General features: G+C 67.0%; 24 protein-coding genes. 18 read left to right on the top strand and 6 right to left on the bottom strand.

The window, feature by feature from the left end; translation table 11 throughout:
* Positions 1–1,030 (top strand): APC family permease (locus tag ON27_RS32805; protein ID WP_043736347.1); only part of this gene is annotated, 1,030 nt, incomplete at its 5' end.
* A 78-nt stretch (positions 1,031–1,108) separates the two neighbouring features.
* Complete coding sequence (locus ON27_RS32800) at positions 1,109–1,606, top strand: hypothetical protein (RefSeq protein WP_043736345.1); 498 nt, start codon at positions 1,109–1,111, stop codon at positions 1,604–1,606.
* Here ON27_RS32800 and ON27_RS32795 read toward each other — a convergent pair whose 3' ends face one another.
* The 3 genes from ON27_RS32795 to ON27_RS32785 form a co-directional block, all read right to left on the bottom strand.
* Positions 1,607–2,074: a DUF4254 domain-containing protein gene (locus ON27_RS32795; RefSeq protein ID WP_051047238.1), complete on the bottom strand. Its 468-nt coding sequence runs from the start codon at positions 2,072–2,074 to the stop codon at positions 1,607–1,609. It lies immediately after the preceding gene.
* A gap of 245 nt (positions 2,075–2,319) precedes the next feature.
* The gene (locus ON27_RS32790) at positions 2,320–3,258 is read right to left on the bottom strand and encodes a phosphotransferase (RefSeq protein WP_043736344.1); all 939 of its coding nucleotides are present in this window, start codon (positions 3,256–3,258) and stop codon (positions 2,320–2,322) included.
* 210 nt (positions 3,259–3,468) lie between these two features.
* Positions 3,469–4,227, bottom strand: a complete 759-nt coding sequence (locus tag ON27_RS32785) for an SDR family oxidoreductase (protein WP_373282809.1) — start codon at positions 4,225–4,227, stop codon at positions 3,469–3,471.
* A 72-nt stretch (positions 4,228–4,299) separates the two neighbouring features.
* On the opposite strand from ON27_RS32785, the gene ON27_RS32780 reads away from it, so the two are divergent.
* The 3 genes from ON27_RS32780 (at position 4,300) to ON27_RS32770 (ending at position 6,500) form a co-directional block, all read left to right on the top strand.
* Positions 4,300–4,650 (top strand): winged helix-turn-helix transcriptional regulator, encoded by a 351-nt coding sequence (locus tag ON27_RS32780; protein WP_043736342.1) that lies wholly within the window; start codon positions 4,300–4,302, stop codon positions 4,648–4,650.
* 106 nt (positions 4,651–4,756) lie between these two features.
* Positions 4,757–5,815 (top strand): DNA polymerase III subunit beta family protein, encoded by a 1,059-nt coding sequence (locus tag ON27_RS32775; RefSeq protein WP_043736341.1) that lies wholly within the window; start codon positions 4,757–4,759, stop codon positions 5,813–5,815.
* 184 nt (positions 5,816–5,999) lie between these two features.
* Complete coding sequence (locus ON27_RS32770) at positions 6,000–6,500, top strand: hypothetical protein (protein WP_043736340.1); 501 nt, start codon at positions 6,000–6,002, stop codon at positions 6,498–6,500.
* 49 nt (positions 6,501–6,549) lie between these two features.
* Here the strand turns inward: ON27_RS32770 and ON27_RS32765 are convergent, their stop codons facing one another.
* Positions 6,550–7,905 carry a TIGR03118 family protein gene (locus ON27_RS32765; protein ID WP_373282808.1) on the bottom strand — a complete coding sequence of 452 codons (1,356 nt, stop codon included), beginning with the start codon at positions 7,903–7,905 and terminating at the stop codon, positions 6,550–6,552.
* Positions 7,906–8,021: 116 nt separating this feature from the next.
* Here ON27_RS32765 and ON27_RS32760 point away from each other — a divergent pair, with 116 nt between their 5' ends.
* Positions 8,022–8,519 (top strand): peroxynitrite isomerase, encoded by a 498-nt coding sequence (locus ON27_RS32760; protein ID WP_083887970.1) that lies wholly within the window; start codon positions 8,022–8,024, stop codon positions 8,517–8,519.
* Positions 8,520–8,529: 10 nt separating this feature from the next.
* Here ON27_RS32760 and ON27_RS32755 read toward each other — a convergent pair whose 3' ends face one another.
* Positions 8,530–8,952 carry a DUF4254 domain-containing protein gene (locus tag ON27_RS32755; RefSeq protein ID WP_043736337.1) on the bottom strand — a complete coding sequence of 141 codons (423 nt, stop codon included), beginning with the start codon at positions 8,950–8,952 and terminating at the stop codon, positions 8,530–8,532.
* Entirely contained in the window at positions 8,949–9,410 is a 462-nt protein-coding gene (locus ON27_RS32750; RefSeq protein WP_043736336.1) for a hypothetical protein, read from the bottom strand. Before ON27_RS32750 ends, ON27_RS32755 begins: the two co-directional genes overlap by 4 nt.
* Positions 9,411–9,658: 248 nt before the next feature.
* On the opposite strand from ON27_RS32750, the gene ON27_RS32745 reads away from it, so the two are divergent.
* The 12 genes from ON27_RS32745 to ON27_RS32695 all read left to right on the top strand — a co-directional run.
* Positions 9,659–10,540 (top strand): helix-turn-helix domain-containing protein, encoded by an 882-nt coding sequence (locus ON27_RS32745; RefSeq protein ID WP_043736335.1) that lies wholly within the window; start codon positions 9,659–9,661, stop codon positions 10,538–10,540.
* Positions 10,537–10,740, top strand: coding sequence for a DUF397 domain-containing protein (locus tag ON27_RS32740; protein ID WP_043736333.1), 204 nt, complete (start codon positions 10,537–10,539; stop codon positions 10,738–10,740). Before ON27_RS32745 ends, ON27_RS32740 begins: the two co-directional genes overlap by 4 nt.
* Before the next feature lie 212 nt (positions 10,741–10,952).
* Complete coding sequence (locus ON27_RS41895; protein WP_083887967.1) at positions 10,953–11,519, top strand: DUF3558 domain-containing protein; 567 nt, start codon at positions 10,953–10,955, stop codon at positions 11,517–11,519.
* Positions 11,520–11,560: 41 nt separating this feature from the next.
* Positions 11,561–12,040 (top strand): hypothetical protein, encoded by a 480-nt coding sequence (locus tag ON27_RS32735; protein WP_043736331.1) that lies wholly within the window; start codon positions 11,561–11,563, stop codon positions 12,038–12,040.
* Complete coding sequence (locus ON27_RS32730) at positions 12,037–13,197, top strand: hypothetical protein (protein WP_043736328.1); 1,161 nt, start codon at positions 12,037–12,039, stop codon at positions 13,195–13,197. Before ON27_RS32735 ends, ON27_RS32730 begins: the two co-directional genes overlap by 4 nt.
* Positions 13,198–13,295: 98 nt before the next feature.
* Positions 13,296–14,072: an ESX secretion-associated protein EspG gene (locus tag ON27_RS32725; protein ID WP_043736326.1), complete on the top strand. Its 777-nt coding sequence runs from the start codon at positions 13,296–13,298 to the stop codon at positions 14,070–14,072.
* A 278-nt stretch (positions 14,073–14,350) separates the two neighbouring features.
* Entirely contained in the window at positions 14,351–14,983 is a 633-nt protein-coding gene (locus tag ON27_RS32720; protein ID WP_043736325.1) for a hypothetical protein, read from the top strand.
* Positions 14,984–15,905: 922 nt separating this feature from the next.
* Entirely contained in the window at positions 15,906–16,973 is a 1,068-nt protein-coding gene (locus tag ON27_RS32715; protein WP_043736324.1) for an N-acetylmuramoyl-L-alanine amidase, read from the top strand.
* A 14-nt stretch (positions 16,974–16,987) separates the two neighbouring features.
* Positions 16,988–17,209 carry a hypothetical protein gene (locus ON27_RS32710; protein ID WP_043736319.1) on the top strand — a complete coding sequence of 74 codons (222 nt, stop codon included), beginning with the start codon at positions 16,988–16,990 and terminating at the stop codon, positions 17,207–17,209.
* Positions 17,206–17,643 (top strand): hypothetical protein, encoded by a 438-nt coding sequence (locus tag ON27_RS32705; RefSeq protein ID WP_043736317.1) that lies wholly within the window; start codon positions 17,206–17,208, stop codon positions 17,641–17,643. Before ON27_RS32710 ends, ON27_RS32705 begins: the two co-directional genes overlap by 4 nt.
* Complete coding sequence (locus ON27_RS32700; protein ID WP_043736315.1) at positions 17,640–17,945, top strand: hypothetical protein; 306 nt, start codon at positions 17,640–17,642, stop codon at positions 17,943–17,945. The genes ON27_RS32705 and ON27_RS32700 overlap by 4 nt, the downstream gene beginning before the upstream one ends.
* A gap of 336 nt (positions 17,946–18,281) precedes the next feature.
* The coding region (locus ON27_RS32695; protein ID WP_043736349.1) for an IPT/TIG domain-containing protein at positions 18,282–19,416 on the top strand (1,135 nt) is incomplete at its 3' end.

Genomic DNA, 19,416 nt, shown 5'->3' with positions numbered 1-19,416 from the left:
CGCGGCCAACTTCGCCGAAGCCTTCGACCTGGAGCTGGGCAGCGGGATCGCGGTGACGGTGATCGCGCTGGTGTTCATGGCGGTGGTCGCGGCGGTCAATCTGCGCGGCGTGAGCGAGGGCGTGAAACTCAACGTGGTGCTCACCTGCGTGGAGCTGACCGGTCTGCTGATCGTCATCGCGATCGGCTGCTGGGCGCTGGGCGTGGGCGACGGCGACTTCTCCCGCATCGTCGAATTCGAGACCGGCGAGCGCAACGCGGTCGGCGGCGTCATCGTGGCCACCACGCTCGCGTTCTACGCGATGGTGGGATTCGAGGACTCGGTGAACATGGCCGAGGAGTGCAAGGAGCCCAGCCGGATCTTCCCGAAGGTGCTGCTCGCCGGGCTGCTCATCACCGGCCTCATCTACATCATGGTGTCCATCAGCGCGGTGGCGCTCGTGCCCGCCGACCAGCTGGGCCAGGGCGATACGCCACTGCTGAAGGTGGTCGAGGCAGGCGCGCCCAGCTTCCCCACCCACATCTTCGCTTACATCACCATGTTCGCCGTCGCCAATTCCGCGCTGATCAACATGCTGATGGCCAGCCGCCTGATCTACGGCATGGCCCGGCAAGGAGTGCTGCCCCGGCCGTTCGGCCGCGTGCACGAGAAGCGCCGGACGCCGTACAACGCCATCGTCTTCACCACGCTGCTGGCGCTGGGGCTGATCCTGTTCGTCGGTGAAGTGCCCGAACTCGGCGGCACCACGGCGCTGCTGCTGCTCGCGGTGTTCACCGTGGTCAACGTCGCCGTGCTGGTGCTGCGCCGAGACCCGGTGGCGCACAAGCACTTCAAGACGCCGACGCCGCTGCCGGTCCTCGGTGCGCTCACCTGCGGCTTTCTCGTCACGCCGTTCACCGACCGCAATCCGGCGCAGTACGCCATCGCGGGCGTGCTGCTGGCCATCGGAATCGCGCTGTGGGGCGTGAACTATCTGGCCCTCCGTTCCATCCGGGCCCAGCCGTTGGACACCAAGTCGAGCGCCGACTGACCGACCGGCCGCGTGTCCGCCGGTATGTCGGATTTCTGCGGATGACTAGTCGCTGCCCGGTAGGTACAGTGGGCGCCGATGACCAGCATGGAAGCCCGTTTCGGGGATGCCACCCGGACCGTGCCCCTCCCGAACCCGTGGAATCTGACCGCTTATCTGGCCGCGGTGGCCGCCCATCGCGGACGCTCGATCAGCCTGCACCCCGTGCCCAAGGCGATGCTGACCGAAACGGGCTGCGGCGGAGGCGGCCTGTGGGTGGCACGCAAGCACGACGACATCGTCGTCTACGACGCCGCGGCGACCGGCCGCAACGCCGATCACGTCATCCTGCACGAGATCGGGCACATGCTGCTGGGTCACCACAAGGATCACGAACGCGGCGATCCGCTGCCGCCCTCGCTGGCCGTCATCCTGCCGTCGATTTCGCCGCATTCGATCGAACACGTCCTCGGCCGTGCCGAATTCGGCGTGGATCGCGAGCGGGAAGCCGAGGTCTTCGCCGACATGACCATGGTGTACGCGACGCTGCCGCGCCGCCGCCGACGGTCGTTCCGGCTGTTCGGGCGAGGCCGCTAGCTACCAGCGGTCGTAGCGTCCCTCGGGTAGTCGTCGCGCGCCGGTGCGCAAGTCGTCGATGAGATCCTGATAGCGGTCGGCCAATTCGTCGATCCGCACCCACGCGTCGTAGAAGACCGACTCCGGTGCGTGGGACAGCGCCGCGAACGCCTGGGCGGCCAGCACGGCCAGGCGATCCACCATGTGACCCACCGTCTCGGTGTGTTCGGGCGCGGCGGGCGGCGGTATCGGCATGGCCAGCGTGACCCAGCGGTCGATGCCGCGCACGAGTTGCGCCCGGCGACGGTCGAGCTTGTCACACTGACTGGCCGGGGTGCGTTCCCGAGTCTCGTGCAGCTGAGCCAGTTCTCCGGCCGCCTCCAGCATCGGATGATCCAGGTGCGGCAAGCCCCGAAACGCCGCCAGCAGAAGTTCTTTGCCGGGGACCACCCGGGCCTCGGACACCTGATCCACCTTCCGCACCCCCATCTCGACCAGGGTGGACGCGTCTCGGTCGCGTCCTCGATGCCTTGCCTCGCCGGTGTCCCGGCACTGCCCGAACATCCACATACCCCTAGCGTGACCGAGGACGCAGGCCCCCGTGCCGGATTCGATCACTTCGGCCCGAGCGACACGCCCATCGATCGAATTTCCGGGGCCGACACCGGCGAAACACACACGGCAAACATCTAGTGACCTCGCCCTTTTCAACGATAGAGCCGACTTTACTGCGACTATTGCCAGCCCAGACGACACGCCAGCCACTCGACAGTGATTCGAGCAAACGCCGACTGATGTTCGCGCAAATGCGGCGATCGCGGCAACCCCGGCTTCCGGCAGGCCACTGCCCAGTAGCCGGCCAGCGCACAGACGAACGCGTCGACCGCCGCTGGATCGACATCGCGCGTCACCGGATGGGTGGCGAGAACAGGATCCGGATCGACACCCGCGGCGCGGATCGACGGCGCGAGAGCGACGAGGTCGACCCAGGCCGCGCCGCGGCAGGCCCACGCCCAATCAACCGCCACCACCACACCGTCCGCGCGCCGCAACAAGTTGTCCGGCCGTAGATCGGTGTGCAGCAACGTATCCCCCATCGCAGCCGCAGGCCATGTCGCTTCCAGACCGGCCAGTTTCGTCAGGTGACGTGAAGACCAACCGTCCAGGTCCGCCGGAGGCCCGTCGATCGCGAAAGTGCGCCAGCCGACCAGCTCCGGCCCATAGGCTCGTGCCACCGTCGGCACATCTGTCAGAGGGCTCGGGGTCAATTCCCTCGCCAACCGCGTCACCAGATCGAGGGTGTCGCGCAACTCCCCCGGCTCGGCGAGTCGCGGAAACGTCCCCTCGACATCGTCGAACCCGGCGACGAACCATCCCGCGATCTCGCCCGAGAACCGGCATCGCGGCGCGGGCGCCGTCACGGGCAGGCGCGCCGCGATCCGCGCCTCCTGCCGATACACCGGAGCGAGCGCATCCGCCATCGCGATAGCTTTCACGAATGCGGCGCCACCACCGACCATTCGCACCCGCGCCGCCACGCCGTGGCTGAACCCGCCCCGCTGATCCACAGCCGCGCACACCGCATCCCCGAGCATCCGCTCCACCTCCAACCGCACCGGATGCGGCAGCTCGGCGAACCTGATCCTCGACGCGGTGTCCAGGTAATCGACCATCGCCCTATGGTCCAAGTCCGCTGGGCCGGTCACCACCGAATTACCTGCCGACCCGCTCGGGATTCTGGAACACGCACCGCGTCGCCAGCGGAAGCGCGCACCGGAGGCGCAGCCGCGAACTGACGGCCGGGCCCGACACGGACTGCCGCACGCGTTGTTTTCAGCTTCGGTCCACGACGCAGCGGTGCTTCCGGTCCACCACTGCCCGGATCAGCAGATCGTCTCGTGCGTCGCCAGGTAGTCCTGACCGCCGACGTAAGTGGTGTGCCCCGGATCGGCCGGGGCGGTGGTGGCCTGAGCGACAGCGGTGGCGAACTCGGTGACGGTGGGCAGGGCGCCTTGGTCGCGGCGCGCGGCAACGGCGTCGGGATTCCGGCGTTCCAGCAGCTGGACGATGATCGTGCCATCGATCATGTCGCCGGAGACCACGTGCAGGGCGACGCCCCGGCCGGTGAGTTCCGGGATCATGGCCCGCAGGACGTCTTCGCCCGCGCGCTTGCTCGCGGCGATCGGTTCGTAGTCGGCGGGAACCGGCTTGCGGCCGTGGAAGTGCGCCTGATGACTGGTCACGAAGACGATCCGCGCACCGGACGGCATGTGCGGCAGGGCGAGCCGGACGAGTCGCTCCTGCGCGTCACGATTGAGGGCCATCGCGTATCCGGGCCGGGCATTGCGCTCCAGCCCGCCGGAAGCGTTGAGCACCAGCACGTCCAGCCGCCCGAACTCCGCCACGACCTGCGCGATCAGGGCACCGGCCGCATCCGCGCCCGCGATGTCGGCGCCCGCGGTGGACGCGCTACCGCCCGTTCGCCGGATCGATTCCGCCAGCGTCTCGGCCCGCTTGGCCTTCTCCCGGTAGTTGATCACCACGTGGTCACCCCGCGCGGCGAGCACTCGCGCGGTCTCCGCGCCGATGCCGCGGGAGGCGCCCGTGATCAGAACGATGCGCCGTCCGATCGTGTCGTCCACCGTCATCCTCTCGGTCCCGCCCGGCGACCCCGGGCCGATGCTTCTAATTCAGAATCACTATGCTGGTTCTAAATGAGAAGTGCAAGCGAACCGAGACCGCCGCGCGGCCGGGAGGACCCGGCGAACGCGCCACTGCTGGCCACGATGGACCTCCTCGGCCAACGCTGGATCCTGCGCATCCTGTGGGAACTGGAAGCCGACCGCCTCGGCTTCCTCGAACTGCGCCGGCGCATGGGCAACTGCTCCTCGAGCATGCTGTCGGTGCGCCTGCAACACCTGCAATCCGCGGGCCTGATCGCGAAGAATCCCGACAAGTCCTACGAACTGACCACCGCGGGCAGCGAACTCGGCGCGGCGTTCGGGCCGGTCTGGGACTGGTCGCGCCGCTGGCGGGTGACCCCCACCGAAGCCGGCGCCGATTGACCGCGCCCGCGTGCTCGGCGACTTTCGCGAGCCGACACCTCGCCCAGGGCACAGATCGAACAGCCGGGTTTGACCTTCGAGTTGGTTGAGGCCCCATGATGGCCGGGTGGCGAGTTCGGAGTCGACAGGGTTGATCACGATCGGCGTGCTGGCGCGGGCCAGCGGGCTCACGGCGAGCGCGCTGCGGTTCTACGACGACTGCGGCCTGCTCGCCCCGGCTCGGGTCGACCCGCTGACCGGCTACCGCTACTACACCGAGACGCAGCGCGAGCGCGCGACGCTCATCCGTCAACTGCGTGCGATCGATCTGCCGCTGGAGTCGATCGCGGAGATTCTCGCCGGTGACAGCGAGCGGGCGCAATGCCTGCTCGATCGTCATGTGACGGAACTGGCTCGACGGGCGGCCGAGGCGGCGCGGGTCGTCGCGGTGGTCAAACAGTCGCTCGCGGCTCACGTGGCGGTCGACGCCGCGGTCCTGGCGCAGGCGCTCGAGCAGGTCCGCGCCGCCGCGGCGCGCACTCGCGAGATACCGGTCCTGGCGGGCGTTCTGCTGGAAGTGGGCGCGAACGCGGTGACGCTCACCGCGACCGACCGTTACCGCCTGTCCACCCGCACCATGGTCGCGAACCGGCAGCACGGCGGCGATTGGTCGGTGGTGCTCGATCCGAACGGCCTCGAGTCGATCACCGAGCGGATGCGCGACATGGATGAAATCGTCGTCACACCGGCCGGCGACGGATTGATGCTGAGCGGCGACGGGGCCGAACTCCGGGCTACTGCCATCGATGGCCCCTTCCCGGATCACCGCGCCCTGCTCTCGGGGCTCGCACCGGTCCGCACCAGGGCCATCGTCTCACGGCGACTGATGCTGGAAACTCTCGAAAGCAGCGAGGCCCCAATGGAGTTCGCTGTCGATGCGTCCGGGATCTCGATATCCGCGCAAGGCGGAGTGCGCCGTCTGCCCGCGACGGTCACCGGCTCCGCCATCACACTGTCGTTCGAGCCCGCGACACTGCTGCCCGCCGCGCGGACCGCGCTCGGCCCCGAGCTCATGCTCGACATCAGCGCCGCCGACCAGCCGGTTGTCCTGCGCTCCGCCGTCGACGGCGACCTCACCACCCTGGCCATGCCCCGGCGGGCTGTCGACCACCACGCCGCGAAATAGTCACCGGACACCGACGAGTCGGCCCGAGTCCCGCACAACTACGCACGCCCATCCCGGCTGGGCGGATCCAGTCGCGCGATTGCGATCCGTCCCAGCTCCTGCGATGCCCGGCCCGGCAGTCGAGCCAGCCGGGCGGAATCACCCAACGAACCTCTCCGTCCACGCACTCATCAAAGGAGCCCCGATGAACCCATCCCCCGACCTCACCATGGAAGCCATCACCAGCGCAGTCGCGCTCGGCCACGAGGGCCGTCCGGACGCCGCACGGGACGCACTGCTCGCCGTGTGGGCCGCGCTCGGTCCGCAAGGCGACCCGCTGCACCGCTGCACGCTCGCGCACTATCTGGCCGACTTGTACGACGACGCGGCCGAAGCGCTCACCTGGGACATCCGCGCGCTCGACGCCGCCGACAGCCTCTCGGACGATCGCGCGCAAAGCTATGACGGTTCGCTGCGAGTAGACGCCTTCTACCCGTCACTGCACCTCAACCTGGCCGACGACTACCGCAGGCTCAGCTCGTTCAGCGCCGCACAGCGCCAAATCGAAGCTGCCCGCGCACGATTGCACACGCTCGCCGACGACGGCTACGGAGCGACGATCCGCACGGCGGTGGACGAAGTCGAGTCGGCGATCCGGGAACGACGCACCGAACGAAGGGCCTCGGCGCCGACCGGTGGCCGATAACGCGTGAGCGGCCCGCACCGGTCCGGTGCGGGCCGCTCGCTCAGCGGGTCTACTTCAGGCGGAGCTTGCCGAACAGACCGTCTTTCTCGTCGTCGGGTCCCGCGGTGAAGTACAGCGAGTCGGCGTCGCCGAGGCTCTCACCGTTGCCGAACATCAGCGCCCACAATCCCTCGATGGCGACCGGCTTGCCGTCGGCATCGCGCAGGTAGTCGGCGAACTTGCCGGTGGTGTCGTCGTAGGCCAGCACGTGCCCGGCGCCGCCGAAGTTGCCGACCAGCAGTTTGCCACTGAGCGGACCGAATCCGTCCGGCGCGATCGTCACCGCCCATGGCGCGTTCAGGCGCTTGCCGTCATCGATGATGCGCACCAGCTTGCCGTTGGCGTCGAACTCGGCGAGCTTGCCCTTGTCCGGCTTGCCGCCCGCCTCTTGCTCTTTGTCCTTGTCCAGCGAATCCTCTTCACCGGCGTCGAACTTGGTCTCGTCCTTCTCGTCCGGCTGCGTGGTGGCGTAGGCGACGAACACCCGGTCGCCGATGGTCGAGACGTTGAACGGTGCGGGATCGCCCGGCTCGGCCTTCTTACCCTTCTCCGGGGCGGCCGGGTCGATCGCGTCACCGGTGGCGAACGGGTTGGCGAAGCCGGTGGTCGGAATCGGCTGCCAATTCTTGTCGAACGTCCGGACCTGCGGGTCGGCGCCGAAATCGGCGGCCAGCAGCTTGTCCCCGGACGGCGCGAGCGCGATGCCGAAGAACTGCATGCCCAGCGGCTCACCGTCGAAGACCAGATTGGCCGGGCCGTCGTGGCGCACGATCCGGCCCTCGAAGCCCTGCTCGGTCCACGCGGAGATCTTGCCGGAGTCGGTGGCGAAGATGAACCGCGCCGAGCCGTTCAGGGGCCCGCCTTCCGCCTCCACCGGCTGGTCGTGGACGACGAACAGATCGGAGGTGATCGGCGCCGGATTGAACACCACACCGGTGGTCTTGCCCGCGCTCTTGTCCGAGGTGTCGGCGTCCGCGCCGGGAATGGTGACGATCTTCAGCTGGTCCTGGAAGAGCTTGTGCATCTTCTCGTCCGCGGACTTGGTCACGTCACCCACGAACTGGAACGACTTGCCGCCCGCGCCGACCCAGAAGTGTCCGCCCGCGCCCTTGGGGCGGTCGGCGAGCCCCCAGGCGTTCACCAAGTCGGGGAAAACGAACTGCGCCTTGTATTCCGCGTTGTTGGCCGCGAGGTTGGTCTGGACGTATTTGTTGCCGTCGAGCGCGGGCACCTCGTCCGGCTCGGCGTCCGAGCAGCCCGCGGCCAGCGCCAGCGCGACCCCAAGCGCCGACGCGCGCAGCAGACCACTTCGGGTCCGCGACCGCGGCACACCGCCACGGCGCGACTCATTCCAGCGTCCGTTCAACTTCCTGTTTCCTTTCCGACCACACCACATTGGTGATAAGGCGAAGCTAACCTTAGCGCGAGCCGATTTCCGGAGTACGCGAACGGCGGGTGAAGGCCGGGTTTAGGCTGTTCGCCGTGGTCGAACCCCAGCCTGCAATTGCCCTGCATCCCGATATCGCCCCGCTCGCTCCACTGCTCGGCACTTGGCGTGGCAACGGGCAGGGTGAATACCCGACCATTCAGCCGTTCGGCTATGTCGAGGAAATCCGGTTCGGCCATCTCGGCCGCCCGTTCCTCACCTACCGGCAGAAGACTCGCGCCACCGACGACGGCCGGCCGCTGCACGCCGAAACCGGCTATCTGCGTTGCCCGCGCCCCGACCGCGTCGAATTGATCCTCGCCCATCCCACCGGAATCACCGAAATCTGCGAGGGCTCGCTCGCCGTCGAGGACGGCACCCTGTGCCTGGAATTGGATTCCACCGACATCGGGCGCAGCACCACGGCCAAACTGGTGACCGCCGTCGGCCGTTCGCTGCGCGTGTCCGGCGACACCATCGACTACACGCTGCGGATGGCGGCGGTCGGCGAACCCCTCCGGCATCACTTGGCCGCCACCTTGCGGCGGGATTGAACCGGCCTCGCTAGTAAGCGCTCGGCAACCGTCGCCGCCCACTCGTCAGCTCGGCGACCAGATCCTCGTAGGCCAGGGCCGCTTCGGCCAGCCGCTCCCACGCGAACCACAGATCCCATTCCTGATCCTCGGCCATGGCCGCGTACGCAACCGCGCTGAGCCGAGCGAGGCGGTCGACCACCGAGCCGAGCGATTCGGTGTGCAGATAGGCTCCGCCGCGCGCGGCGGGCAACCGGGGCGCCACCCAGCGGTCGACGTCGCGGATCAGCCGGGCAGTGCCTGCCTCGGTATCGCGAGAACTCCCCCTTCCCAGGCGCAGCCGACGAGCATGCAGTTCGGTCAGGGCACGCGCCCGCAGCAGTACCGGATGGTCCGACGGCGGCGCGTCCTGGTGGCAGGCCCGTAACAGTTCACCTCGCGTCGGCAGACTCACGGCGCACCCTTTCCGCCCGCGCGGGCCAGCACGCAATTCACGATCACCATGCCCGACGGGCGGAACGTGTCTCGCGGAGCCACCACCCATCGGCGGAAGACGCCGTTCGCGTCGGCGGGCGAAGGCAGCGCGATTTCGCTGCCGAACGGCACGACCGAAACGTCGATCCGGAACAAGGCCGCGAACAGCCGCACATCATCGGGCAGATCGGGCCGGCACAGGAAAGTCCACCGGCGCGAACGGATATGCCCGACTATCGGACCGAGCGGTAGCCCACGAAAAAGCATGTCCTCGCGCACGCACTGCCCCAGCCTGTCCGGCATCGTGATCCCACCGACCACGCCCGCCTTCACCACGATCCGGCCGATCTCCGGGTGTATCCCGGCGGGCAGCCCACAGGTGCGGCGGTAAAACGCGCAGCGGGACGCGGGTGTATCCGCGAATGCCGCATGATTCATTCGCCAGCCTCGATTCACATAGTTCGGAATACGAAAACACCGGTCGCTGGACCTGGAACCGTTGGCGCGGTTAAGGTTTCAGCACTTCTTCGATCGGACCGGTCGCGTTCAGTAGAGCACCGGGCATCGCTGGGCGGGAATGTTCTCAGTGGTGGAATCGGGCGGATAACGCCCAGGTTCCAAGGCCCCCCGCCAAAAGGTTCCAGTTAGCAACCTGGCCACTAGTTCGGCTACGAAAGGGATTCGTCGTGAGTTCAACAGGTTCCACCCTGCCCCGCCGGATGCTGGGGCGGCAGCTGCGGGCGCTGCGGATCAGCGCGGGTATCAGCGCGGAGTACGCCCGCGACGCGATCGACGTGAGCAAACAGACCCTGTGGCGGATCGAGACCGGGCAGCCGGTCCGGCTTCATTCCTTGGTAGTCGAAGGGCTGTGCAAGTTGTACGGGGCGTCCGACGAACGCACCTCCACCTTGCTCAACCTGGTCGAGGAAACGAAACACACCGGATGGTGGCATGCGTTCGATGACACGATTCTCGAGGACTTCAACCTCTTCGTGGAGTTGGAGGCGACAGCTAAACGCATCGTCTCCTTCCAAACGACCCTCCTTCCCGGGCTACTGCAAACCGACGAGTATCGGCGCGCCTTGATCTGGGTCCGCTTCGCGGCGATGTCCGGGACGGAGGTCGAACGGAAGTTGGCCGCGTTCCGGCAGCGGAAGTCACGCCTCGACAACGACTCCGACCGGGTGCGCTTCGAAGCCGTCATCGATGAATCCACACTGCGCCGGGCGATCGGCGGACCCGCGGTAATGGAAGGCCAGCTCAGGTACCTGCTGCGAATCGGTGAACGCCCCCATGTGTCGATACGGGTGATTCCCCTTGCAGCGGAGGCATACGCTGGGCTGAACGTCGGCTCGTTCGTGATCCTCGACTTCCCTGAGCACCCGATCGCCCATCTCACCGAGCCACCGGTCGTTTACATGCAGGGATTCACCGGCGACCTGTATCTTGAAAAGCCTGACGAGGTCCGGCAGCACCGTCAGGCGTACGCCGATATCCTGCGATCGGCCCTTGACCAGGAGGGAAGCCGAGCCCTCATCCGCAAGATCGCCGAGGAGTATGCCGAATGAGCGCCAGCCTATCCAATGCCATCTGGGTCAAGAGCAGCTACAGCAGTGCGGACAGGGACTGCGTGGAGGTCGCGTTCCTGGGCGAAGGCGTGGGCGTACGGGACTCGAAGAACCCCACCGGCCCGGCTCTCGTGTTCACACCGAGTGAGTGGGACTCGTTCACTGCCCACATAATCAGCAGCTCACTGGATTTGCCCTAGTCCCGGCCGAGCCGCTGGCGCACCCCCGGCCTCCTCCTCGCGCGAGGCCGGGGCACTCGCTGAGCTGGTCGAGTTCATCACAGGCAATGGATCTCAGGTCGCTTGCACCCAGAAAACTCCGCAGGTAGCGTCAACATTCACTGCAGGGGGCGGAGGAGCCGGTCCGGCCCTGGACAGGCCAGGAGCAATACACCGGTGTGCGAGGGGAACCAATGACAGCAGGGCGAAATTCGTGGCGACCGACCATCCTCGCCCTCGGTGCTGCGCTTGTTCTGACAGGCTGCGATTCCTCGAGCAACGATGCCGCGCCCACCGGAGCTTCCTCCGTCACCCCGAGCGTTGCTCCTGACGCGCCCACCGGCTACGACCCATGCGCCGACATCCCCCAGAGCGTGCTCGATTCAGAGAACCTGCGCCATAAGACCAACGAGGATGCCAACGCATCAGGAGGGATCCACTGGCGCGGTTGCGGATGGGTTCAGCCCGACGGATACGCACCCGCGATCCGAACAACGAATCTTACAGTTGACATGGTGCGGGACAAGAAGTTTGCGGATACCCGCGAATACACGATCAACGGCCGCCGTGCCATCTCCACACGACAGGTCGAAGAACACCCCGACGCGGTATGCACAATCAATGTGGAAATGAAAGGCGGAAGCCTCGAATTCTTCCTAAGCAATCCGCCATCGAATCGCAAGACGGGCAAAATCGACACATGCACGCTCGCGAGGGCCTTGGCGGAGAAGGTTGTGCCGACAGTGCCTGCCACTGTTTGACCTACGCTGATGCGATTGAACTCACCGGGAGGGAGTAGCACATGGGTGACGACAACACACAGCCATCTCGGCCGATGGGGAACATGCTTGAAGCGGCCAGAGAGGGGAAGCTAGGCATTCAAATGTCCGCAGAGGACTTCATCTACATAGACCGAGACTGCGAATACTTCAAGAACGCCATCCGCACGATCCAGAGGTCCATGGACCTTGTATCGCAACAGGAACGCTGGGGCCTGGGCGAGGGTATCGACGACATGGTCTCGGGACAAACACTGGTTGATAGATTCAAGAAAAAAGCTCGGGGGGCCGAAGATCGCAACAGCGTCCATCAGGTCATGGAAGATCATTATCGCATCGTTGAGGACATCCAAGAAGTGCACCGGATCGTCCGTGATCGGATGATGCAGGCAGACAGTGACTTTGCCGCAGACTTCACCAGACTGAACACCTCCTTGCCCGAGCGCCCGCCCGCCGGGGTCCAATTCGCCCCGCCCAGGCTCCCGATTGGACCGAACGAATGAGCGGCTACGAGAACAAGCGTATTCCGAATGGTGGCGAGCACGCCGACAGTTGGGAGCACTCTCGGATCAACGACACGTTCAAGCCGCTCGATCCCACCGACGCGCTCACTCAAGCCGACAAGTATTGGCGAGCCCGCAACGACTGGGAGCAAGGCGTTGAAACCTTCGCACGCTCGATCCAGACCTCCATCGCCCAAGCCTGGTCGGGCCCCGCAGCGGAGCAGTCCAAGAGTTCCATCGCCAAGTACACCAGCGACGCGCAGAATCTGACGTTCTCCCTGGAGGAGCTGTACTACCGCGTCCGCGACGCCGCCACCGCCATCTCCAATACGAAGAAGGCTCTCCCCGACACCGTCGACTACTCCTGGAACGAGCGCGTTTTCCATCCGACGCGTTGGATTCTGTCGGACGACCGGTCCGAAGCCGAGCAGGCCGCGCGGGTCGCGATGAAGGAATACTACGTTCAGCCGTTCAGCGAGATGGACGGCAAGATCCCCGTGCTGCCCACACCGGTCGGCCCGACCGCGTCGGTCGACATTCCAGCGCCTCCGCCGGGCGGGTATCAGAGCGACGACAGCGGCGGCCCCAGCGCGAACGACACGGGCACCGGTCCGACCGCCACCGATCCGGGGACCTCCGAAGACGCGGCCGACGACGGCACGCCAGACGAGACGGCTACCGAGGAACCACAGTCCACCGACGAGTCGACGCAGGACCAGCAATCCTCCGACACGACAACGACGGATACCTCACCCGCCAGCACGAACCCGACGTCGACGAGTCCGGCTTCTACCACGGACCCGACGAAGACCACCCCGGCCGGAACCCCGACTCCGCACAGCCCCGGAAGCACACCGGGCAGCCCGGGTTCTCCCGGCACGCCGAGCCAGCCGCAACCGGGACGCAGTGTCGCGGGCGCACCGGGCATGCCGAGCACAACGATGGGTCCCGCCGCTGCCGCCTCGGCCTCCACCGCCGCGCGCGGAATGAGCGGTATGCCGGGCATGATGGCGCCCGGCGCGCGCGGCGGCGGCAAGGACGACGAATCCGAGCACAAGACGCCGGACTACCTGATCACCCAGGAGAACACCGACGAATTGCTCGGTGAGGTGCCGAGAACGGTGCCCGGCGGCGTCATCGGCGGCACGCCTACCTGATCGGGCGGCGCTCCTTCTCGACTCGGCGCCCGCCCGCATCGCTACCGGTGCGGGCGGGCGGACAGTGGCCGCCCCGACGCGGCCGGATTGGATCTCACATGGCTGAATGGACTTGGGAACCGGACGACTTCGCAGCCCTCTGGTACGGCGACGCGCACGATCGCATCCCCGGCCCATTGCGCTACACCAGTCGTTTCGCCTTCCGCGACGACTTCGACGCGCACCGCGCCGCCGTGTGGCAGCGCTATTCCGCGGACGAGTTGGACGATATCAACGCGGCCTTCCACACCCTGGGCGGTTCCGACCTCCGCATCGAGATCCTCGGCGGCACGTGCAAGCACAAGAACACCACCGGTCCCCACGACATTCGTGAGTACCGGATCCTCGGCGCCCGCGATGCCTACCGCGCGGTCGTCCTCAGCCAAGCGGGCAATCAACGCGAACACGGCCCGATCCGAGTGCGCATGTTTCCCGCCGAACAGCTCCCGGCACGCCTGGTGAACGCGATCCCGCCCTGCGCGCCCGGCGGCGAGAAACCCGCGATCTTCCATCCTCACGACCTGACCCCCCGCCGCGACACCTACCTCCAGGACAACGCCCGCAACACCCCTCGCGAGCAGTACCAGCGCCTCCTCGGCCGCCCTGTCGACGGCGGCGGCACCGCCGTCCTCATCACCGCTCCCCTGCACACCCGCACAAAGCCGACCAAAGTCCTCCAATGGCACGACATCTCCGACGACGGCCGCTACACCGAACACCGCGCCGACCACATCACCATCCGCCCCACCACGCCCACCGACCTGACCAACCACTTCTCCACGTGGATCAGCCGAGCCCGCCAACCCCTTGAAGACTCCCACCTCGAAACTTGGTAGGAGCGTGTCCAGCCCGTCCACGACCGCTTGTCGGCGACTCGGTGCGACGGTAGTGTCGGGAGCCTGGCGGGGGAGTTGATCAGCCCGCGGGAATTGTCGACGGTCGTTGTGAACGTGCTGGTCACCGAACGCGGCCGCTGGGGTACCGGCTCGCACGAGCCGGGGCTGAGGTGCGGCGTTCCGACTGGATGCGCCCGATGCGGACCGGGCGTTCGCGGTCGGCCGCCGTTATCGCAGACACTGCTTCGAGTCGGAGCATCAGCAAGGAGATTCGCGCCATGGGGCAACCGTTCCAGCTCGGACCGCCGCCGCATGATCCGGCGCTGCCGCCAGGTTCGACGTGGGGAGCGCCGACCGGCCCGCAGTTCGGGCAGTCGTTGCCGGGCTATCCGTCCGGCCGTGGGCGCGGTGCGGCGGATGCGATAGCCGCAGCCGGGTCGGCGTTGGCGGCGATGCTGTATCTCGCCCGCCGGATCTGGTCCTTCATTCAGTTCGACAAGTTCTTCTGGAGCGACGTCGTCCTGCTGTTCTCCGTCCTGTTCACGCTGGTCGCCGCGGTTCTGCTGATCACCGCGCGTAAGCACGCGACGGCCCGGATCGCCGGTGGGATCGCAGCCGGGATGATGCTGGTCCCGAATGCCGCTTATGTCTTCGGCGCTTTCGATCGCAGTTTCCGGGCCGGCCACAGCGCGTGGGAAGGTGGTGGCTGGCTGTCGATCCCGGCGACTCTCCTCACGCTCGCCGCCATCGGCGCCCTGTTCGCGGCGTCGTCCACCGCGGGACCGCAGCACGTCGCAGGGCCCGGCTTCCAGCCTCCGAACCCCCCGCCTGCGAGCCCGTGGCCCTATCCCCCGATGGGCCAACCGCCCGCCGCCTACCCCGGTCACTATCAGCCGCCACCACCACAATGAGCCTTCCCCACTCATGGAGGGAACGAGCGGCAGGATTCCCGGCACCTTATTCACCGGTCCCGCGATTCTGAGCTTCGAAGCCATCGCAACGACTTTCACAATCGCCTCCGCTACGTAACCGCTCTCGTCCCAGCCGGGCCTACGGGGTCACTGCCTTCGGCGGAACCAGCAAAGAGGACACCTACGTCTGATCGAGTCCGCACCTGGTCCGTCGCCGGTATTCGGCGGCGGCCCGAACGCGTTGTGTCATCCGCGGTCCGAGAACCGGCCAAGGCGCACGAGCCGGATCGAAGCCGCCGATGTTCACGCAGCCAGACCGGAAAGCGATAAACACTGCGCCCGTTCGGTTTCGGTCCAGTGGCCTCCGTAGCCGGAATCAGCGGCGCGAGGGCCGCTGCTCCACGCCCGCGAGAAGCCCCGCACGGCAACGCCGGACGGGCGCCATCCGCCCACGGCGGCGTGCACCGGTCAACACCTGGCAACGATCCGGAAAACGGACAAAAACGGATGCGGGGACGCGTTGCCGAAGCGCTGTTCCTGGGGCATTAATGGATATTACCGGGCCACATACAGAGTAGGGCGCCCCCCGGTATCGAGGATCCAGCAAACAGGGAGGCAGCGATATGCCTACTTTCCTCTCCCCTTCCTCGGGGCATGACTGGTGGCGTCCCCGTGTCCGTGTGATCGGCATCTCGATCGAGGACGCCGCTTCGGTACCCGCGGGCGCGGCACACCACGAACCCTCGTCCTTCGCATACGGGTTCAGCTAGTTCGTCGGCGACCCGACGTCCCAGCGCGATCCGAGTAGCGGGCCCGGCTGCCTATCGAGGGGTGCAGTCCGGCTACCCCGCCACTCGATTCGACCCATCCTCGGCGACCGTTGGTCGCCGCACCGCAATCCGATTCATCGGGAGGCACGACGATGATGCCACCGGAATACACCGAACTCGCTCGCATGGGCGCCTCCGGCTCCTCGCGCCACGGCGCGCGGATCACCAACTTCCTGTTGCACACGCAGGAGGGCGACGGCACGGCCGAGAGCCTGGCCAGCTACCTCAACGATCCCGGCCACGGGGTCAGCTACCACTACACAGTGCGCGACGGCGTCGTGTGTGACGTCGTCGACACCGACCTCGCGAGTTGGTCGGTGCTGGACGCGAATCCGTACACGATCAACCTGTGCTTCGCCGGAAGCCGCGCGGGCTGGGGCCCTGACGACTGGGCACAGATCGACGGCGACATCCGGATCGCCGCATGGCTGGCCGTCCAGGACGCGCGGCGATACGGCTTCGCCACCGACGTCATCCCGCCGCCCTACGAGCAGCGCGAGGGCTTGAGCGACCACAATTACGTCACCGAATGCCTCGGCATAGGCACCCATACCGACGTCGGCTTCAACTTCCCGTGGGACCGGTTCATGTCCTACGTCCAGGAATACGCCTCCGGCGCGCCTACCGGACCACCGCCGAGCGCGATCGACGACACCTACGCCGCGAATCCCTGGCTCGGTGAGCGGATCAGCGGCAGCTCCGTGGCCGCGGACCGAGTGGGCCGATACGCCCAATTCGCGCACGGCTATATCTACTGGCATCCCGCCACCGGCGCGCATCCGATCCCGCACACCTTGTGGTCGAGGTTCGGCGAGTTGGGCTGGGAAGTGGGCCCGCTCGGATACCCGGTCACCGACTGCACCGTGCTGACCGGACCCGACGGCTTCGAATGGGGGGAGGTCCAGGGCTTCCAAGGCGGCGCGCTGTACCGGCGTGACGGCACGAAGACCTACTGGATGCGCGGCGCGATCCGCGCCCGCTGGCATCGCAGCGGCTCCGAGAACGGCCGCCTCGGCTGGCCGACCTCCGACGAGATTCCCTGGGACACCGGTACCTACCAGAACTTCGAGAACGGTCTCGTCTATTGGACGCCGCGCCAGACTCTGGCCACGGTGACCGCCGACGGAATCGATGAACCCCTGCACGATTCGCACAACTGAGAAAGGGAAAACCGATGAACACAGTAATCACCGTCCTGCGCAGTGAGCCCGTCCGCGCCTTGCTCTACCCACTGCTGGTAGCGCTGATCGGGTACGGCGTCACCAAAGGCGTCCTCTCCTCCGACCTCTCCGGTTTCGTCCTCGCCATTGTGGCGGCGGCGCTGGGCCTCCCGGCGGTCGAGTCGGCCCGCCACCGGGTGAGCCCGGCGCCACCGGACAGTGGTGAACCCGCATGAAAGCGTCGAAAGGCACGATCCGCCACGACCCCTTCGAGGTGGTGCTGTGCGCCGTCTTCGGCATCTCGATGCTGTTGCAGTGCGTCTACGGGCCACCGCCGGGCTCGGCCACCGCGGCCATGCCGTCCGGATTCCGCACGTTGTGGCTGGTCCTCATGCTGGTCGGCTGCACCGCGACGCTCGTCGGCGTGTTCGCCCGGCGTGTCTGGGGCTATCTGGTCGAGCAGGTCGGTCTAGGGGCGCTCGGCTGGTCACTGGTGGCCTTCGGCGCGCAGCTGATGCTGCTGCAGATCCAGCACGGCACCCTCGGGCCTGCCACGGTTCTCGGGGGTCCGCTGCCGATAGCGTTGGGCGTCGCGTTCCTGTGGAAGCGCCGACAGGTGCTGCGGGACGTCCGGACGCTACACGGGGTGAAGATTCGGGAGGCCTCATGAACATCGTCCAGCAGTCGCCGATCTTCGCGGCGCTCGTGCTCATCGCCAGTTCATCGGTGCTCTCGGCGGCCGTGACGGCGTGGTTCAAGCGCGGCGACGTCGACGCCACCATGACCAAGACGAAGGCAGACGCCGCGAAGGTCCTCAGCGACCTTGCCATTTCGCAGACACAGCAGATGTCCGAGCAGATGGGCGCGTTCCGTATGGCACTGCGGGTGCACCGCGAGTGGGACCGGAAGATGGTGACCCGGGCGCGGCAGGCCGGCATCGAATTCGACGACCCGCCGGAGCTGTTCCTGTGACGCGGAAGGCGACTCCCGGCTTCGGACGCTGACCAACACTCCGGGTGGTCGCCAATCGTTCGCCGAGACCGCAGCGCTCGGCGGGCTGCGCGGTGCCGGTGTCCCTGCCGGCAGCAGCGCAGCACTGTTGAAAACAGTGCTGCCACAACGCCTGCCAGGACGTTCGCGCCGCAACGTGCCGCACCGCTACCGATCCGAAAACGGACCAAAACGGATCACGAGACATGTTGCCAGGCAGTGATTCAGAGGCGTTAATGGAGATAGCCGGGCCGTTGAAGAGCGGCGGGCGCCCCCCGGTGCAGAGGAATCATCACCACGGCAAAAGGAGGCAGCGCCATGCCTACCATCACTTCCCTCTCCCCGACATCAGGGCCCGTAACGGGCGGAACCAGTGTCGTGATCACCGGCACCGGATTCGGCGGTCCGACGACCGTCCGGTTCGGTAGTACGGCGACCACTTTCACGATCGACTCGCCCACCCAGATCACGGCCATCGCGCCTGCCGGTTCGGTCGGTACGGTCCAGGTCACCGTTACCGACCCGGGGGGAACCAGCAACGGCCTCCCCTACACCTACGTCCCGGTTCCCGCGTTGAACAGCATCAACCCCAACCAGGGATCCACCGGCGGTGGGACGACGGTCACGCTCACCGGATCGGGCTTCACGGGAGCCACCGCGGTCAATTTCGGCAGCACACCGGCGACGTCGTTCGTGGTCAACTCCGACACGCAGATCACGGCCGTCACGCCCGCCGGAACCGGGATCGTGCCGGTCACGGTCACCGGGCCGGGAGGCACCAGCGGTGCGGTGCCGTTCATCTACGTGGTCGTCCCGACGATCACCGCCATCTCTCCGACGGCCGGGCCAGCCTCGGGTGGTAACACCGTCACGATCACCGGCACCGGATTCACCGGCCCGCTGACCGTCCGGTTCGGTAACACCGCAACCATTTTCACGGTGAACTCCCCCACCCAGATCACCGCCGTCGCGCCTCCCGGCTCGGGGAGCGTGCAGGTCACGGTCACCGGCTCGGGTGGGACCAGCAACGGCGTCACCTACACCTACGCCGGGGTTCCCGCGCTGACCAGCCTCGCCCCGACAACCGGCCCGACAACCGGCGGCACCACGGTCGTCATCACCGGCACGGGCCTGTCGACCGCCACCGCGGTGAACTTCGGTGGCACACCGGCCACCTCGTTCGTCGTCAACTCCGACACCCAGATCACCGCCGTCGCGCCGGCGGGAACAGGGACCGTGCAGGTCACCGTCACCACACCCGGCGGAACCACCAACGGCCTTCCCTTCACCTATGTGGCGGTGCCCGCCATCACCACGCTGGTGCCGAACGTAGGACCCGTCACCGGCGGGACGACGGTCGTCATCACGGGAACGAATCTGACGGGAGCGACGGCGGTCAACTTCGGCGCCACACCGGCGAGCTCGTTCGTCGTCAACTCGGCTACCCAGATCA

This window comes from Nocardia asiatica NBRC 100129 (assembly GCF_000308415.1).
In the GTDB taxonomy this organism is placed as follows: Bacteria; Actinomycetota; Actinomycetes; order Mycobacteriales; family Mycobacteriaceae; genus Nocardia; species Nocardia asiatica.
This window is presented reverse-complemented; position numbering and strand designations above follow the sequence as displayed.

What these genes read in the sequence shown, in the direction of transcription:
- ON27_RS32735 (WP_043736331.1), top strand. Translation starts at nt 11,561, where the DNA reads ATGGGTGACGACAACACACAGCCATCTCGGCCGATGGGGAACATGCTT.
- ON27_RS32800 (WP_043736345.1), top strand. Translation starts at nt 1,109, where the DNA reads ATGACCAGCATGGAAGCCCGTTTCGGGGATGCCACCCGGACCGTGCCC.
- ON27_RS32780 (WP_043736342.1), top strand. Translation starts at nt 4,300, where the DNA reads ATGAGAAGTGCAAGCGAACCGAGACCGCCGCGCGGCCGGGAGGACCCG.
- ON27_RS32705 (WP_043736317.1), top strand. Translation starts at nt 17,206, where the DNA reads ATGAAAGCGTCGAAAGGCACGATCCGCCACGACCCCTTCGAGGTGGTG.
- ON27_RS32750 (WP_043736336.1), bottom strand. Translation starts at nt 9,410, where the DNA reads ATGAATCATGCGGCATTCGCGGATACACCCGCGTCCCGCTGCGCGTTT.
- ON27_RS32700 (WP_043736315.1), top strand. Translation starts at nt 17,640, where the DNA reads ATGAACATCGTCCAGCAGTCGCCGATCTTCGCGGCGCTCGTGCTCATC.
- ON27_RS32740 (WP_043736333.1), top strand. Translation starts at nt 10,537, where the DNA reads ATGAGCGCCAGCCTATCCAATGCCATCTGGGTCAAGAGCAGCTACAGC.
- ON27_RS32795 (WP_051047238.1), bottom strand. Translation starts at nt 2,074, where the DNA reads ATGGGGGTGCGGAAGGTGGATCAGGTGTCCGAGGCCCGGGTGGTCCCC.
- ON27_RS32730 (WP_043736328.1), top strand. Translation starts at nt 12,037, where the DNA reads ATGAGCGGCTACGAGAACAAGCGTATTCCGAATGGTGGCGAGCACGCC.
- ON27_RS32725 (WP_043736326.1), top strand. Translation starts at nt 13,296, where the DNA reads ATGGCTGAATGGACTTGGGAACCGGACGACTTCGCAGCCCTCTGGTAC.
- ON27_RS32720 (WP_043736325.1), top strand. Translation starts at nt 14,351, where the DNA reads ATGGGGCAACCGTTCCAGCTCGGACCGCCGCCGCATGATCCGGCGCTG.
- ON27_RS32710 (WP_043736319.1), top strand. Translation starts at nt 16,988, where the DNA reads ATGAACACAGTAATCACCGTCCTGCGCAGTGAGCCCGTCCGCGCCTTG.
- ON27_RS32770 (WP_043736340.1), top strand. Translation starts at nt 6,000, where the DNA reads ATGAACCCATCCCCCGACCTCACCATGGAAGCCATCACCAGCGCAGTC.
- ON27_RS41895 (WP_083887967.1), top strand. Translation starts at nt 10,953, where the DNA reads ATGACAGCAGGGCGAAATTCGTGGCGACCGACCATCCTCGCCCTCGGT.
- ON27_RS32790 (WP_043736344.1), bottom strand. Translation starts at nt 3,258, where the DNA reads ATGGTCGATTACCTGGACACCGCGTCGAGGATCAGGTTCGCCGAGCTG.
- ON27_RS32715 (WP_043736324.1), top strand. Translation starts at nt 15,906, where the DNA reads ATGATGCCACCGGAATACACCGAACTCGCTCGCATGGGCGCCTCCGGC.